Below are 16,028 nucleotides of genomic sequence, written 5' to 3'. Positions count from 1 at the left end.
CTTGCTCCGTGCGTGGGCTCGCAGTCAAGTACAGAGAATGGTAGCCAACGCGGCACCTGGCAACGGCCAGCCGGTTTGTCAGCATACAAAATATCGAAGCACTTAATTATAGGCTGGTCCGTACAGTCTGGATGACGTGCCAGATCGCAATACCTGCAAGCGTGGATGCTGTGGCAACTGGCAGGAAGGTCGGCAGGAGGGCGGCTCGGCGGAGTCGTAGTACGGCGATTGCGAAGAATAGAGCGAATGCCAACTGCATCGAGGCGGATTGAAGGCGATCCCAAGTAAATGAGCTCATGGGGCCAACCCAGATAAAGAACGCATGAAAAATAGTGTACGATGCCTCCCCGGCAAGCATTCCGAACGCCAGTCCGCATGCGACACCAGCAGTACGGGTCGAGCCTGTTCGGGTGATGTGCGCTAGAACTCCCAGCGCCATGCCTCCCAACAACGCACCAACCAACCAGAACCCTGCAGCGCGAGCCACCGGAAATAGACTTTCCGCCTGTTCCCACCCTAGGTCCGAAGCGCTATCCTGATGACGCCACCGATCGCTGAATAGAACAACAAGTCCGTAGTATGTTGAAGCCGCGAAAGCTAGGGCGCTAATTGCCCCGACGACGGCGGACCTAGCCGTTGGAGCAACGTACGCGACCGCAAAGGCTGCCACCCCCCAACCGAACCCTGAGCTAACTACCGGGGTGATAAACCTATTCGCTGGGTCAGATAGAAGGTCGCTGCCGTATGCTGCAACCCCGAAGCTGATTCCCGCGGCTGGGGACAAGAGCCATTGAGCAGGCAAGGTGCGACTGGGCAAAGTTGATAATTCCAGGCGGTTCATTTAGAGGACACCGGGCAATTCAACTTGATGGTTTGCTCGAAAAATTCAGTATTTCCCGTCTTTACATCACTTAGCATTTGGTCATTTCGCCGACGCTCCACGTCGTCCGAGCCCCATCTATAGAATGCGGATTCACGGATTTCGAGCACATTCATGAGTGCGGCCTTCCGTTGTGTTGGATTGGTCTCCGACAGAAACGTTCGCGCCCAAGAGCAATGCCAGTACCATGCCGCCTCAACTCGGCCGGTGTTGACCTCATATAGCTGGTTGTTTCCGTCTTCGTCCTTGTCGGGGTAGTTCAGTTCGGTAGGCCATGACCAGCCAGGTGCTAGTCGTAAGACTTTTGCTTCATCACGATACTCTGCAGCAACTTGAGCGCCGTGAATCCAATGCTGAGGCACTGGGTCCGAGTTGCAGGCTATCAAGAGGGGGGACATGATCAAGGTTGAAACGCCGAGCAATCTGGCGAGGAACCCAACCGGAGTCTTGCAGAGTTCGATACGCGACACGCCATCCAAGTGAGAAACTATCCGATCTTATCGGGCTCGCCCGGCGTGCAGCCAAATAGCTGCACGCCGGGCGAGCTACCAAAGTGCCGGCCTCTGGATCATCGAATTAGTAATCCATGTTCCCGGAGAAGTTGTGGTTGCAGTTATTGCAGGTGGTGCCACGAGCGAATTTGTTTCGAAAGTAGGTTCCAGGGGGGCCGAAGTACCCCATGTCGGTCCACGCGGAGGGATCCTGGTTAATGACCTTGACCGGGGAGTCGTTAGGGGTAATGTAGATGATCCACTTCATGTAGTCCGCTGAGCCATTGCTGAGCTTGGGGGCACTGTCCAGGTTTACGTATACGTTGCCGTTCCTGTCGAGTGTCACCTTCCGGAACTCGGAGGACAGGTAATACGTTGTTGAGCTGCTGTAGGTGCTGCCGCTAATGGGGGTGTTAAGTGTCAGCACGCCAGCCTGGGCGGGTGATGGAATTGCAATAATCGCCAAAGATGAAGCTGTAAGTGACGCAACAGCGCGCATCTTCCCTTTGGTGGTCAGTTTCAACACTGCAGTTCCTCCCGCTTGGGCTTTGTGGCCGTGAGAAAGATTTTTGGACTTTATCATGGTCAATACTCTGAGTCAACCTAGCAACTACCCAGCGTGACTGTCGCGCTTGCTGACCTGCTGAGGCGACACAAGACCCCCGCAGCCGTTCTGCGGACCGAGCGACCTCGCGGGAGATGATTCCCGGCTGGCAGCCGTGTAGGCCGCCATTAAGGGTCCGGAGTTTCACCGCACTCCGCCACGGTGCAAACCGGACAAACCGATGCAGTTGATCAGCATCCGATCATGGAGGGCTTCCGCCGCCGTACGAATGCCTTCTACCTGCCTGCGAAGATGCGCGACAGCGGAATTGCGCCTCAATAGCTTATGCCTGCCCCCCGCCCTGGGTTCGGCACTGTCTTCATTCACAAGGGTCGTGACCTGGATCGGCGGATTGTGTGTGGGCTGCGAAGTGGGTAGACGAAATGCCTGACGGTCAATCGGCGGGCGTCGAGGAATTCGAGGGAACCCGGGACGAGGCTCTGAGGTGGGCGAGGTTGCGTCCGGCGGCGGGTCTCGTTGTGCCGGTAGAGAGAGAACCATACTGGATTCCGGCACCCGAGAATGACGACGAGATTGATCTCTGAGTTCGGCCAGACTGTGTACGGGGATCGATGCAGGTCCGGCGCGGGATAGCCCCGCAGGCGCGGGAGCAGCCGTACGCGAGACCGACCTCGCCGTATAGCTGGGGATCACCCCCGCATGCGCGGGGAGCAGGCGCCCTGGTCGGGCTGGAACCGCCTGTAGCGGGGATCACCCCCGCATGCGCGGGACCGTCCGCCGACATCCACCGCATTACGGGATCACCCCCGCATGCGCGGGGAGCAGTTTCGGGATCAGCTCTTGGCCGGTCGGCCCGGCGGATCACCCCCGCATGCGCGGGGAGCAGGACCCGCCGGACGACCGGGTGACGGTGACGTCGGGATCACCCCCGCGTGCTCGGGGAGCAGCACGGCACCGCTTCGCTGGCCCTGTCGCGGGAGGGATCACCCCCGCGTGCGCGGGGAGCAGGTCATCGGCCGGGACTCGTCCGGCTCCAAGGCGGGATCACCCCCGCGTGCGCGGGGAGCAGGTCATCGGCCGGGACTCGTCCGGCTCCAAGGCGGGATCACCCCCGCGTGCGCGGGGAGCAGACTTCTTGACCTGGGGCGCTAAAGATCAATTACGTCGTTTTCGTTCACTTTGGCTGACAGCTCGTTCATGTGGTCGGTCCTGTTTCGCTGGTGGGGGTCCGCAGTTGTGTATGGAGGATGATAGCCAACGCGGAGCCTACCGATGGCGTCGTGAGCGGCATCTTGGTCGTGATGGTTGCAGGCTCGTCTCGGTCTGCTCGTCGAAGTGCCGTCCCGTGTCCTCGGCGTCGGTCAGCTCGGTGGGGTGACCATGGTTGTTGCGCAGGCGGCAGTGTCCACGGGAGACCCTCTCCCGATCACATGGGGCCTGTGCGACGTGGCGTACGTGACTGGGTGTGTCATCGGCTGGCCGCCCTACGATTCGCGCCCGCGCTACTTCTTACGCGTGGTCGCGTCGTCTGCCCATCGGACGAGCGATGGGCGTTGACCGGTGGCGATGTACTCAATGACTGCCCGGTGGGCGGTTTCCACCGACAGCACTGCCAACTCGGCGGGGATGGTGACCAGAGGGGAGTCAGACGACTCCAGCACCACGATCGGTTCGGCCGGTGGCTGTTCCACCGCGTGACCGCCATCGGGCAGCCAGCGCAGCGCTGCCCTTTCGTTGTCGTAGTCGATGTCGAGGCGCAGGACGTCGTCAGCCCCGCTCGGTGCGAACCAGAATGCGTACGCCCGGGTGCCGTGCGGTTCGATCATCACTGCTCAAGCCTGCCTCGATCTTGCGGCTTTCAACGCAACGGAGCCGTGAGGTGTGGTTCGATGCCCTGTGATCCGGGTCCTCGCCTTGGTCGCCGTGGCCGTACCCCTACCATTTCTCGCCTGCTCATCAGCAGTCTGAGACGCTGAGATCCGGCGGCAACTTTGTCGTGGCGTCAACCGTGACGCACGGCGTCTGCTGCAGGAAATTGTGCTTCGCGCCCGTCAGGTCAGCGGCCCGTAGATCGGTGTGTTCAAGCTTGGCGCTGGTGAGGTTTGCTCGGGTGAGCCTCGCGTGACTCAGGTTGGCGCTACCAAGATTGGCGAGGGCCAGATTCGCCTCGGTGAGATCGGCACCAGCCAGATCCGCCCCGTACAGGTTCGTCAGTCCAAAGTTCGAGCCAGCGAGCTTTGCCGTACCGAAGTTAATTCCCAACAGGTTCGATCCGGAGAAGTCCGCGCCAGCAAAGTTGCTTCCCTGCAGGCTCACACCTCTGAGGAACACTTGACGAAGATCGATCCGCACATGACCGTCCCGTCCGGGTTGGCGACGGCCGAGAACTGTCAGGGCAGCCTTCACGTCCACGGCCGTACCCACATTCTCGTCGAATCCGACCGGGGGCCCCACTGGCGCCGGCAGGCCGCCTTCTCCGCCGGCGTGTGTCCGCACATGGGTGCTGATAATCTCGACGATGTTCGGCTGGTCATCGGCCGAGTCGCGCATAATTCGTTCGAGGGCGTAGATCGCGCCGAGTCGTACATCAAGCTTCTCCGACCCGAGTTGCTCGATGGCCTTGCTGAACCGGTCAGTTATCAACTGCTGTCGGGCAAGTGCCAACTCGTCGCGGGTCGCCGCGTTCTGTTCGCGGCTGGCCATTGTCTCGGCCCGATTAGCTGCATTCGTGAAGAAAAGGCCGATTGCCACCAAAAGCACGGAGACGATCCCGCCTAGGGTGGTGAGGGTCTGCCGCCAGTCCGCCTGCACCTCCAGGTTGACAGGCTCGCTGAGGCTCAGGCTGACGCGCCTGCCGTGAGGACGCAGGCGGGTGATCATTGTCCGATCACCGCTGACGCGGCGCGCGCCGGAACTGCCCGGCCTCGGGGACCCGACCTCGGAAAGCCGCTCATTCGACGGTGGCATGCCACTCATTCCAGCGGACCCTGTCAAAGTCGACCTGCGCGGCCTGTCGTCGCCCGACGGGGCGGTGCCCCGTGTTCACCTCTCGGTATTGAAATCGCTGATCAGGGCGGCTTCCCTCGCGGTCGCCCTGGTCGGGCTCACGGGGGGTGACGCCCTGTTCCGCGACGATACCCAGCCCCCGCATGCGCGGGGAGCAGCCCGAGAACTTGGCACCACCGAAGACCGGGTCGGGATCACCCGCATGCGCGGGGAGTAGACGGTCGCCCTGCCCATGGTCGGGATGACCATGGGATCACCCCCGCGTGCGCGGGGAGCAGCAGACCTCGCGTGGCAGCACGGTGGAGACCCAGGATCACCCCCGCGTGCGGGGAGCAGGGCAGGCTGGTCTCCGGGCGGAAGAGCAGCACGGGATCACCCCCGCGTGCGCGGGGAGCAGAGCGGCTACCGCTCTGGTGCCACGTAGCTTCCCGGATCACCCCCGCGTGCGCGGGGAGCAGCCCAAGATCAGGCACGGCTCACCGAAGATATAGGGATCACCCCCGCGTGCGCGGGGAGCAGGTCGACAACGGGGCCGGCCAGTGCGTGATCACCGGATCACCCCCGCGTGCGCGGGGAGCAGAGCAGGTCGCGGGCGGTGCTCTGAACGACGTAGGGATCACCCCCGCGTGCGCGGGGAGCAGAGCAGGTCGCGGGCGGTGCTCTGAACGACGTAGGGATCACCCCCGCGTGCGCGGGGAGCAGAACGGGTTCGGGTTCCGCCCGGGGCATGGCACGGGATCACTCCCGCGTGCGCGGGGAGCAGGTGCTCACCACCGGTGGGACACGGCAGGCCACCGGATCACCCCCGCGTGCGCGGGGAGCAGACTTCTTGACCTGGGGCTCTAAAGATCAACTGTGATGTTTTCGTTCACTTTGACTAGCGGTTCGTTCATGGGGTCGGTCCTGCTTCCGCTGGTTGGGGCCGACGGTTGACGTACTGCGGATGGTAGTCAATGCGGACCCGGCATTGGCGTCTCACAGGCCAGCGGGTTTCCAGGCCGGCCGGCCCGTGGGCGAGCCTTTTGCTTCGTGGCGTTTGAGAGCGGCCCAGCGGCCGCCGTGGCCAGCACACATCGGAGGAGGCGGTGGGCAGCTTCGTCTGGCTTGCCGTACTGCCGACCGTCGGCCCCGCCGTGTCGTGGTGGTCGCTCAGCGGCCTCAACGGGTGGGTCCTTCGCGGGTGCTGGTGTGGCACGGTGCCGCCGCGTGGGGTCACCGAGGGTGCTTCATAGGAGGTCATCGAGGTCGTAGTTGTTCCACCAGGAGGGTCGGTGTTTGTGGAGTGTTCCGGCTTTGCGGGTGAGTAGTAGCCAGTTGCCGTCCAGGGTCAGCGCGGCGTCTTCTGGGCGGTCGGCGAGGAGGTGGGTCACGGCGGTGACCATGTGAGGTGTGGCTGTGCGGGATAGGGCGTCCTTCGGTAGGTGGAAGACGATGTTGACGAACGTGTCGGGTTCCCACTCCCACTGTGAGCCGTCGTCGTCTTCGGCATCGAAGTAGCCGTTGCTGCCGCCGTAGATGCTCAGCGTGTACCCGCGCCTGTCTCGTAGGTCCGCGCTGAGCAGCCGGGGGTATCCGGGCAGTGCCGACTCCTGGACGCCTTCCGGCGCGACGAGTTCGGCGACCTGCTCCAGCGGGATGTCGCCGGCCAGAGTCAATCGGTACTCGATAGCCACCTGCTGCCTGCCCTCTCAGTCTCTCCGTACGATCTGAATGATCTCACCGCTGCGGGTCACCGCCGCGAGTTCTTTGAGCTGGTGGATCGGCCAGTCATCGAACTGCTTCTGCAGGGCACCGAGATCACCGCGCCAGTCCTGCAGGTTCAGTACCACTCGTTGAGTTTGCTGACTGGCCACTTTCCCCGACACCTCTGTCCAGACTCCACGCACGGCCTTGCCGGCCGTGGGCGAGTAGCAGTCGAAGACGTGACGCTCGATAAGGTAGTCCGGTTCCTTGTCCGGGTTCCCGACGTCACCGGTGGTCCGCCGCGCCTCGGCGATTTCCTGCTTCGTCGGGTTCTGATGGACCCGATAGCCCCTGCTGGCGACCGTGTCGGCACACGCGTTCTCCAACTGCAGTGACCGCTGCACGCCGTCGTCCTCGCTCGCTGGAATCCGGGTTCGCCGGCCGGTCGGAGACCCGCCGAGAACACCGGACGGCTCTCTGGACCACGGGGTGAGGCCATGTCCCCCTGCGATGTCACCTTCGTAGACAGGAGTTGGTGTGGTTGAATCGCCGGCTTCGGAACGGGTCGGGCTGGCCGGCACATGACCGCCAGCCCCGATCAGTTTCCCGACGGCCCCAATTGTCGAGCCTCGATGACCGCCGCTTCGATCTGCTGCCGGGTGGCGCCGGTACGCTGAATCATCAGCACCACAACCTGCTTGATGCTCTCCAGTGCCTGCAACAGCGGTCCGGGCTGCCCACCGTGCAGGACCACGGTGACCAGTTGCTGTGCCTCGCCGACCTGACTGGCAATCCCGGTCGCTGCATCGCGGATGGTGTCAACGGCAGCTTGTACGGGTGCCAGCCCGGAGGTCGTCTCCTGTGGGGTCGCTCGGTCCGGGACGGCCGCGGTGGCCTTCTTCGCCTCACCGATCGAGCCGGAAAGGCTACCGAGACCGCCCTGAACGCCCGTGATAGCGCTGCGGACCCGGACCATTCCGGCTGACACTGCGGCAAAGCCAGCCCCAGCAGCGCGTAGGGCCACCTCCTGCGCCTGGCGGTCCGCAGCGCCGGCCAGTCCCTGAGCGCGTTCGACCCCCGCCATCAGCGCACTCAGTTCACCGGTGATCCTCTCGATGTACGACATCTGGCCGACCTCCCGATCGAAGGACGCGAACTAAAGGTTGTGACGTGACTGCTGGACAAGCTGTCAGCAGGCCCTAATGGACACACCTCGGGAATCGCCTGCGTACCTGTCTGCTGGCAATCGAGCGGCAGGTCGGCAACGATGCCGATGGCATTGGAGGGCCCGAGAAGATGTCTCGACTGTCGTGGATGATACTCGCGCTCAGCACGATTGACCTGTCCGCGCCCGAGCCGCATCAGTTCCATGTGTGCTGGCTCCGCCGCGATCAGCAGGACCAGTGCGTGGCCGAGAAGCAGGTAGGACGGGCTCACCCCCGCGTGCGCGGGGAGCAGGCCGAGGAGGGCGGGACGCACCTCACGATCGGCGGATCACCCCCGCGTGCGCGGGGAGAAGGTGTGGACGCAGGAGCGGCCGTCGTCGGCGGAGGGATCCCCCCTGCATGCGCGGGGAACAGGGCGGTGCGGTGCCGAGCGGCTTGGGCGCGGCCGGATCACCCCGCGTGCGCGGGGAGCAGGCGGCGACGATCGCCTCCAACGCCTTGTTTCGGGATCACCCCCCGCGTGCTCGGGGAGCAGCTGATGGCGACCAACGCCGGGGACACACGTACGTAGGACCACCCCCGCGTGCGCGGGGAGCAGCGACGACGATTGACCCATCGGGGGCCGAATACAGGATCACCCCTGCGTGCGCGGGAAGCAGGGTCCGGTGATGCTGGCCAGCAGCAGCGGCCAAGGATCACCCCTGCGTGCGCGGGGAGCAGCGGGCGGACCCGCGCGGCCGGAGGCGGTTCCGCGGATCACCCCCGCGTGCGCGGGGAGCAGACGAACACATCAGGCGCCCGCCACACGGTCACGGGATCACCCCCGCGTGCGCGGGGAGCAGTAGCTGCTCCCGGGCAGCCTTCGCGGCGAGGCGGGATCACCCCCGCGTGCGCGGGAAGCAGCGGTCGTACCACGCGCTGAAACGAGCCGTCGACGGATCACCCCCGCGTGCGCGGGAAGCAGACTTCTTGACCTGGAGCGTTAAAGATCAACTCCGCTGTTTCTGTTCACTTTGGTTGGTGACCTGTTCTTGTGGTCGGTCTGGTTGTTGCTGGTTGTGGCCGGCGGTTGACGTACGGGGGCATGGTAGTCAATGCGGGTCCGGTGATGTCAGCGTCATGCGGGTCGGTCGTACCGGCGTTGTCCAAGCGGCCTGGGCCGTCGACATCACGGGCGGCGGGTGCGTTGGCTGCTTGACGGTAGCTGCGCCGCCGAGCGGCAACGCGACACACCATCACCGTGTACGGGTCACCCAGATACCGGTCTGGTGGAGCTCTCTGCCGATATCGCGCGAGTGGCCCCAGCCGCCGCCGGACCGCCGTCGTCGAATACGTCATCACCGGCCAGCGCCCCACCAGCATGCGCTGGCAGCACGAGGAGCAGTGTCAAGCCCGTGTCGGGGACCACCCCCGCGTGCGCGGGGGAGCAGCGGTATCGGTACGGACTCGGCCACACTCACCCGGGATCACCCCCGCGTGCGCGGGGAGCAGGGCCTCACCTATGGGATTCCCGGCGGAGGCGTGGGATCACCCCCGCGTGCGCGGGGAGCAGACTTCTTGACCTGGGGCGCTAAAGATCAATTACACCGTTTTCCTTCACTTTGACTGACAGTTCGTTCATGTGGTCGGTCCTGCTTCGCTGGTGGGGTCCGCAGTTGTGTGAAGGATGGTAGCGAACGCGGAGCCTGCCGTTGGCGTCGTGAGCGGCTTCTTGGTCGTGATGGTTGCAGGCTCGTCTCGGTCTGCTCGTCGAAGTGCCGTCCCGCGTCCTGGGCGTCGGTCGGCTCGGTAGGGTGACCGTGGGTCTGCGCAGGCGGCAGTGCCCACGGGTGATCCTCTCTCGATCACCTGGAGCCGTTGCAATCTGCCCCATACGTGACGGGGTGTTGGGCTTGACCCGTTTCGACGGACAGGGTCGATGTGTTGATTCTACTACTCCTAACTCAATGAGGTTGGGCGTTTCCAGGCGGACGTGAGAATCGTTCTGTCTGAACGTGAGGAGGGGGGCGCAGCCGCCGTGGATCGTCTCGGACGACCTGTGGGCCGAGGTCGAACCGCTGCTGCCGCCCCGTCCGCCTCGCCGGTACCGCTATCCCGGGCGTAAGCCCCTGGATGACCGCAAGGTGCTCTGCGGGATCCTGTTCGTGCTCCACACCGCGATCCCCTGGGAGTACCTGCCCCAGGAACTCGGCTTCGGCTCGGGAATGACGTGTTGGCGCAGGTTACGGGACTGGAACGACGCCGGTGTCTGGCAGCGGTTGCACGAGGTCCTGCTCGGTAAGCTCCGCGCCAGCGGGCAACTCGACCTCTCCCGGGCGGTGATCGACGGCTCCCACGTCCGGGCGCTCAAGGGCGGCCTAAAAGCGGTCCGAGGCCGGTCGACCGCCGTAAACCAGGCTCGAAACACCACGTCATCACCGACGCGGGCGGCATCCCCCTCGCCGCGAGCCTGACCGGCGGCAACCGCCACGACGTCACCCAGCTCATGCCCCTGGTCGACAAGGTCCCCCGCATCAGGGGCATCCGCGGCCGGCCACGGCAGCGACCACAGTGGCTGCACGCCGACCGTGGCTACGACTACGACTGCTACCGCCGCCAGCTTCGGGCGAGGGGCATCACCCCTGTGATCGCCCGACGCGGCTCCGGCCACGGCTCCGGCCTCGGCACCCGACGATGGGTCGTCGAACGCACCATCGCTCTGCTGCACTGGTTTCGCCGCCTCCGCATCCGCTGGGAGATCCGTGACGACATCCACGAAGCCTTCCTCACCCTCGCCTGCGCCATCATCTGCTGGCGCCGACTCCAACACTCAAAGAGTTAGGAGCAGTAAGAAAGCCGACACCGCGGCGCGTACGACAAGTCGATCGGCAGGTACGACCCTGGAAGCCGAAGCAGGAGAGGTAGTCATACATCACCGTGCGTCATCATCAACGATGAACGCCCCTCGCGGAGCGGCATATGAGTGCGGCGCACACCGCTGCAGCATGAACTAGCCGTGTCGGTACAGTAGGTCTGTGCAGATTGGACTCTTCCGGACGTGGTGCCGCGAAAATCGCCTCTTGTCGGAATACTTGGAACGGCGATTCAGTGGTCCGCTCCTGGGGCGCGTAGGGGCGCTTTCCGCCGCCGAGTTGGAACAGGAAGACGAGGAGATAGTCGAACGATTTATCGCTGATAAGCGCATTGATCCACCTCGGCTTCTCGGGCAAGGCAAGGCTGCCGTAAGAGATGGCGATGGCAGTCGACGGCCGACTCCGGGTGGGATGCGAGCTCAAACATCGAGGCATTACATTGCAATCCAACTAGAAGGTGAGGAGGAGCTTTTGGAGTGCTGGCCGGATGCCGCAACTTCGAGCTTGCAGCCTATCGATCACGCCTTCTTGGACGACCATGGGAATCGAGATGGCTTCGAGGAGCGCATGCGCCAATACGAGTATGGCTTGGCGCAGGAGCGTTGGTCCATCGGCCGTCGCTCCGAGGAAGGACCCGTCGCCCTTTACACATTCGTAGACCTTACTCAGGAAGACGAGAATGCCGTTCTGCAGGGCACCCTCGACATCCGGTCGACAGTTGATGCGATGCGAGCTGAAATCGCGCCGATTGTCTCTGCAATCGCGGAGCAGACGCGGACGTTCTTTGAGAACGACTTGCCGTCGCGTCTGCTCAGTGCCCTGCAGACGCGACGGCAACAGGTAGCTTCGCGTCGTGCAGTGGAGGAGAGCCTGTCCTGGCCAGACGGTTGGAAGTACCCAGAACCGCAGGTAGAAGTTGTAGTCGACTTGCCTCCGCCACAGCCACCGGTGTCGAGTAATTCTGCCGAAGAGATTCATTTTGAACCTCGCTCTCGGCTTGCACCTGCGACCTTCGGCGACGTAATGCGCACAATGCGCGTCTGGGCAGACGCCGTCGAGCGACACCCGAAGGCCTATGCCAATCTGGTAGAGGACCGGATCAGTGACCTCCTGACGGCCACCCTTAACGCCGCATTGCCTGGCGCGCATCGCGAAGTATACAGCCGCGGCGGCAAGTCGGACATTTACATCCGAGCTGAGGCCATCAATACGGGATCGGGGCCTGCGAAGATCTTCATTTGCGAATGCAAATGGTGGAAGGGTGCGGCAAAAGCGTCGGAGGCGCTGGATCAACTCCTCGGATACTTGGAGTCAAAGGACACGTCAGCCGTTCTTATGTTTTTCGTACCACTCGCCAAGCCGCAAGTCGCAAGAACTGAAGCGCATACTACCCTCGCAGATCGCGAAGAGTGTCTCAGGGTCGAGGACGGTCCGACTGGGTGGCCGATCATGCATTTCAGCGTAGAGGGCAGGGAGGTGGCAATCTGCCTCGCTTTCGTTGACTTGCCGAGAAGTGGCACATCGGAGGGCTGATCGCGGCTGTCGAATGGGAGGCTATCCGAGAGCCCGATGGCGCTTCGGGCCGACACTCGGATTCACTCCGCTCGGCAGTTCAGGATGCCCGCTGGACTCAGAGGCAAGCTACCCGCGGTGCCGCCCTTGATCGGTCAACCCGCGGACGGCGGCATGTGAGTTGAACCGATCATGGGGTTTGCTAAAGCGCTGCGAGTCACTAGCGGCATTGGGCGAATTCGCGATCAGCAAGGTCAATGGACGGCTGCCTACAGACACGTCTGCCCCTGCAAGATCAGGCGGAAATGCTCAATCATCGACATCCGCGATGGTCACCGCACCATCGAGAACGGCCTTGACCTCTGCCTCCAGTTGAAGGTTCCCCTTCGCGCCGAGATCGTTCATATACGCCTCCGCAGCCGACTTCAGAGCAGGGTCTCCAGCCGTCATAGCGCTCGCAATTACCACTGGCACCGCATTCCGTGTGAGGTCGTAGGAAACCATGCCGCCCTCGTCACGCCTGTCTAGGAGAAGTTTGAGCACCGCGAGAGCAGTCGCCGGGTCGACCGTAGAGGCTTGTGCCAGGTCCTTGCCGATCATGTAACGCTCCGTCGCAATCGCGGGCTCCAGCTCCAGCGCCTCCCTCAGCCGTGGCAACCACCATTGCACCGGAAACTTGTCGCTCTTCGCGATCCAGTAGAAGCCCATCAGCTCTTCATGGTCCTTCGGATGATCCCTGACGTGCTGGAAGCGCTCGTCCCAGAGGTCTCCGAACCGATCGCGGATCTCATCGTCAACACGGCTAGCGTCGAAGAAGGACCAAGCGATAGCGCCGAGTGCCTGGCCGCGGATCTTGGCATCGGCCGTGGTAAAGAACGCTTGGACAACCGGATCGTCGACCGACTTATGGCCGTATACCAGTGCATCGACGACCCATTCGCCAACCCGTTGTACCGGATTGGACTCACTACGCCATCCAGGGACGATCGCATCGCCGACGTCAATCGCAGCAATCATCGGACCGCTTAGCAGATCGTACAAATCGCGGTGGTAGTAATGCGTTGCAAGAGCCGTGGTCAAAACAACCTGCTGCTGAACGGATAGGCCATGTTCAGAACCGAAGAACTCTTCGAGGTGACCCTTCAGCCAATCCAGCGAGTCAGCAAGGAAGCGGCCCATGCTCTCGCCAAGCACTGCGCGACCAGCACCGTGTCTGTCATCTCGCGCGAGCTCTCGTTCGATCGCCGCCATCGCGCCCGGCTTCCAGGGCGCTTGCTTGGCCCGGGTCGCCAGGTAGATCAATGCCCGCAGCCGGGTAGGCCACTGCCAGTTGAGCGACATGGTGAGTGGATCCCAGCTGTTCTCGCCCACCTCATACGCGTCGTACTCCGCCCAAGCTTCGTCGTCCTCGGCGCCCTCGATCAGCAACTTCGCAAACTGAGCTACTGAGTAGTCCGGAATCGTCACGCCGTCGCGCTTCTTGACGAGTTCCTCCAAAAGCCCAACTGCGGCTCTTTTGACCCCACGGAAGTCTTTGTCGTCATCCATCGTCCCGCCCTCGACAGGGAAGGGCGACTCGTCCTCGTGCGCTAGCACGTCGCGAATCAGCCCGGCGACCTGTGACCAATCGAGTTCAATGTCCGCCTTGAGGGCCGCCTCCCACCCCTGAAGGATGGCGCGCAGGTAGGTCGGCCGGAGCTGCTCGATGAGATCCGTGACTCCGGTAATGGCGTTCGGGTTCGTGGTCAAGAGCCCGGCGAGCTCTCGTCCTTGACCTTCATGAGAGGGCTCAGGTCCCCAGCCGTCCCCCGTGTCCCTCCAGCTCGTAAGGTGAGCGACAAGCTCGGTGGGACTCATTGCCGCCATCTCATCTTGGGTGCTGTACGGGTTTGGCCCAGTCCAGCCGGTGATCATGCCCGAGGGAGTGAGCGCTCCCTCAACCGTGCCGTTGCGCGCATCCAACTCGGCCAACTCAGTGCGCAGCTGGGGCGGCAGAGCGTCAGCGCCAATCGCAGACAGCCAGCGATGCTTGTAGCGGTCAGCGCGCTCCTGAACCTGAACCACGGCCTCTTTCTCGGGCTTGTCCGGATCGACGAGGTGTTCCCGCATCCACTTCAGATCTTCGGCGTGTGCGTAGGCGATGAACCTGTTGATGACGTTCAGAGCGCTCGAATCGACCGTCGCAACCGCCTGTGCAAGCTCGGCGTACTCGACCCGCAAGTAGTCGTCGTCGGACGCCTCGTCGCCGAGGAGCCGTTCGGCGACGCCAAGCAGGTACCCTGCGTCGGCGCCTGCATCCATGCGTTGGCGGATCGCCTCGGCAACAGCGAACATCGCTATCTTGCGGAGCAGTTGCACCCCCGAGCGGAGGAGCACCTCTAGAGTCGGATCCGGGTCTTCCAGCACAGCCGGTATCGCCAGGTCTCTGACCGCATCGATCAGAGCGTGCTCGGGACTGGGGTAGGAATTTTCGCGTGCCCGAATTGACGGCCGAATCATGCCGCTGAAATCGTGCTTGCCCCCGGTGTGGCCAGAGAACCTCTCCAAGTTGGAGAGCCAGCCGGCAACTGCCTTGAGTGCGTCCGCACCGAGCGCTGGCACCAGGCGCGGCAACTCCTCCTGGTACCAGTAGTCGTCCAGCGCAAGAACTGGCTTCCGTTTGAAGGGGGCGTCAGAGACAGAGGGTTTCGGTGCGAAAAGGTTGTTTGCCAACCAGCGACCCGTCTTGTTCTCACCGCCTTCAAGAAGCGTGATCGCAAACGACACAAGCTCCCTCGGGTCCGTTCGCCACCCGAACCCTCCGGGCGTCGTCGTCCACGCTTGAAGGAGCGGCTTGAGGCAGGCTCCCTCCGCAGCGGGAACCTTCGACCCGATCTCAAAGGCCGCGCGCCGCACCCACGCATTGTTGCTGTTGGTGAGAGAGAGCAAAACATCGACCACGTCGGTCGGGGCCTCTGGCGCCACCCGAGTCAGGTATGAAATCTCGGGCCAATAGATGTCGCGGATATATCCGTCGTCGGTGTTCTCTGGCTCAGGGGGGTTCCCGAACGCTTTAGCCTCGAACAACGGCCGGACCCACCGAGGATTCTTGAGACCTTCGTAGAACACCCTGCGCAGTTGGAACGTCGGTATCTTCAGGAGCACCGCTTGGACGTCGGCCTTGCTCGGCGTCTTGTAACTATCATTGCCGACCTCCTTCAGGGAGTTGATCTCGGCTAGCAGATCGTCTATCGAATGGCGAAGTGTGAAGAATGCAGCAATGACTGCGTCGAAGAGCTCATCGAAAACTGCCATATGCTTACGCATAAGGTTGTCGCTCGGCAGCTTCGACAACTCGGGTTCGTCATCATTAAGGTGGGCCCATCTTACGAAGAAGTCGCGGGACTCTACCCAGCGCTTGACGACGAGGTGCTCACTGTTGCCGTCGTCAGTGAGCAGAGAGGCGACATCGTCTCGGCTGCGCCGCTTCTCTTGCACTGCCGTTTTGATCAGATTTTCGAAGATTTCTGCAACGGCGCGTGGAACGGGGATGGACTCGCCGTCGGCGTCAAGAGCCAAGCCCGGAAACCTCGCCAGCAAGTCCGGTAGCTCCTGGACCTGCTTTCCGCTTGACGGTTTGATGCGAGGGCTCGCCGTGGTCCCCATGGCGCCCATGACCCGGTTCATGACTTCGCGCATTGAATGACAGATGTGCGAGATTCGCGTTCGCTCGTCGCCGACCTCAGGTGGCCTCGATAGCAGGATCAAGGCCGCCCGATACATGCTGGCGATGTCAGAACGTTTCTCGGCTAGTGCAGTGTAGATTCGCTGCTGCCGCTGATCCATGAATGCGAGGTCGGGAACCACTAAGGCGTCACTCCCTTGCGCTGCTAT

12 protein-coding genes and 3 CRISPR repeat arrays are annotated in these 16,028 nt (G+C 62.9%); of the genes, 3 read left to right on the top strand and 9 right to left on the bottom strand.

The annotated features are described in order from the left end of the window. Positions 1 to 106: 106 nt before the first annotated feature. The 5 genes from Q2K16_RS33190 to Q2K16_RS09545 form a co-directional block, all read right to left on the bottom strand. Entirely contained in the window at positions 107 to 841 is a 735-nt protein-coding gene (locus tag Q2K16_RS33190) for a DUF6518 family protein (RefSeq protein WP_489671866.1), read from the bottom strand. Beyond that, positions 838 to 1,350: a hypothetical protein gene (locus tag Q2K16_RS09560; protein ID WP_302744830.1), complete on the bottom strand. Its 513-nt coding sequence runs from the start codon at positions 1,348 to 1,350 to the stop codon at positions 838 to 840. The genes Q2K16_RS33190 and Q2K16_RS09560 overlap by 4 nt, the downstream gene beginning before the upstream one ends. A 106-nt stretch (positions 1,351 to 1,456) precedes the next feature. Continuing rightward, positions 1,457 to 1,897 carry a hypothetical protein gene (locus Q2K16_RS09555; RefSeq protein ID WP_302744829.1) on the bottom strand — a complete coding sequence of 147 codons (441 nt, stop codon included), beginning with the start codon at positions 1,895 to 1,897 and terminating at the stop codon, positions 1,457 to 1,459. Between the two features lie 836 nt (positions 1,898 to 2,733). After that, a CRISPR array of direct repeats spans positions 2,734 to 3,066; the repeat unit is 28 nt; unit sequence GGATCACCCCCGCATGCGCGGGGAGCAG. A gap of 372 nt (positions 3,067 to 3,438) precedes the next feature. Then, the gene (locus tag Q2K16_RS09550) at positions 3,439 to 3,762 is read right to left on the bottom strand and encodes an Imm1 family immunity protein (protein WP_302746417.1); all 324 of its coding nucleotides are present in this window, start codon (positions 3,760 to 3,762) and stop codon (positions 3,439 to 3,441) included. 130 nt (positions 3,763 to 3,892) lie between these two features. Beyond that, positions 3,893 to 4,816, bottom strand: a complete 924-nt coding sequence (locus tag Q2K16_RS09545) for a pentapeptide repeat-containing protein (RefSeq protein WP_302744828.1) — start codon at positions 4,814 to 4,816, stop codon at positions 3,893 to 3,895. Here Q2K16_RS09545 and Q2K16_RS33185 point away from each other — a divergent pair. After that, on the top strand, positions 4,809 to 5,159 hold the full coding sequence (locus Q2K16_RS33185) for a hypothetical protein (protein WP_489671865.1): 351 nt from the start codon (positions 4,809 to 4,811) through the stop codon (positions 5,157 to 5,159). The two genes, Q2K16_RS09545 and Q2K16_RS33185, sit on opposite strands and share 8 nt — an antisense overlap. 152 nt (positions 5,160 to 5,311) lie before the next feature. Continuing rightward, a CRISPR array of direct repeats spans positions 5,312 to 5,766; the repeat unit is 28 nt; unit sequence GGATCACCCCCGCGTGCGCGGGGAGCAG. A 402-nt stretch (positions 5,767 to 6,168) separates the two neighbouring features. Here the strand turns inward: Q2K16_RS33185 and Q2K16_RS09540 are convergent. The 3 genes from Q2K16_RS09540 to Q2K16_RS09530 form a co-directional block, all read right to left on the bottom strand. Further along, complete coding sequence (locus Q2K16_RS09540; protein ID WP_302744826.1) at positions 6,169 to 6,615, bottom strand: SitI3 family protein; 447 nt, start codon at positions 6,613 to 6,615, stop codon at positions 6,169 to 6,171. A gap of 15 nt (positions 6,616 to 6,630) precedes the next feature. Continuing rightward, positions 6,631 to 7,029, bottom strand: coding sequence for a CdiA C-terminal domain-containing protein (locus tag Q2K16_RS09535; RefSeq protein WP_302744825.1), 399 nt, complete (start codon positions 7,027 to 7,029; stop codon positions 6,631 to 6,633). A gap of 194 nt (positions 7,030 to 7,223) precedes the next feature. Next, the gene (locus tag Q2K16_RS09530; protein WP_302744823.1) at positions 7,224 to 7,751 is read right to left on the bottom strand and encodes a DUF6244 family protein; all 528 of its coding nucleotides are present in this window, start codon (positions 7,749 to 7,751) and stop codon (positions 7,224 to 7,226) included. Between the two features lie 609 nt (positions 7,752 to 8,360). Next, positions 8,361 to 8,755: a CRISPR direct-repeat array (repeat unit 28 nt; unit sequence GGATCACCCCCGCGTGCGCGGGGAGCAG). A 1,057-nt stretch (positions 8,756 to 9,812) separates the two neighbouring features. On the opposite strand from Q2K16_RS09530, the gene Q2K16_RS09525 reads away from it, so the two are divergent. Next, positions 9,813 to 10,612, top strand: a protein-coding gene (locus Q2K16_RS09525; protein WP_489671906.1) for an IS5 family transposase whose coding sequence is annotated in 2 segments (ribosomal slippage) — positions 9,813 to 10,149 and positions 10,149 to 10,612 — 801 coding nt in all. Because the reading frame shifts where the segments join, the coding sequence is not laid out codon by codon here. A 193-nt stretch (positions 10,613 to 10,805) separates the two neighbouring features. Then, positions 10,806 to 12,176: a hypothetical protein gene (locus Q2K16_RS09520; RefSeq protein ID WP_302744821.1), complete on the top strand. Its 1,371-nt coding sequence runs from the start codon at positions 10,806 to 10,808 to the stop codon at positions 12,174 to 12,176. A 288-nt stretch (positions 12,177 to 12,464) separates the two neighbouring features. On the opposite strand, the gene Q2K16_RS09515 is transcribed toward Q2K16_RS09520, so the two are convergent. Continuing rightward, a complete protein-coding gene (locus tag Q2K16_RS09515; RefSeq protein ID WP_302744820.1) occupies positions 12,465 to 16,001 on the bottom strand; it encodes a hypothetical protein in 3,537 nt (1,178 codons plus the stop codon). Positions 16,002 to 16,028 lie beyond the last annotated feature (27 nt).

This window comes from Micromonospora cynarisoli, assembly GCF_030518815.1.
Classification (GTDB): domain Bacteria; phylum Actinomycetota; class Actinomycetes; order Mycobacteriales; family Micromonosporaceae; genus Micromonospora; species Micromonospora wenchangensis.
This window is presented reverse-complemented; position numbering and strand designations above follow the sequence as displayed.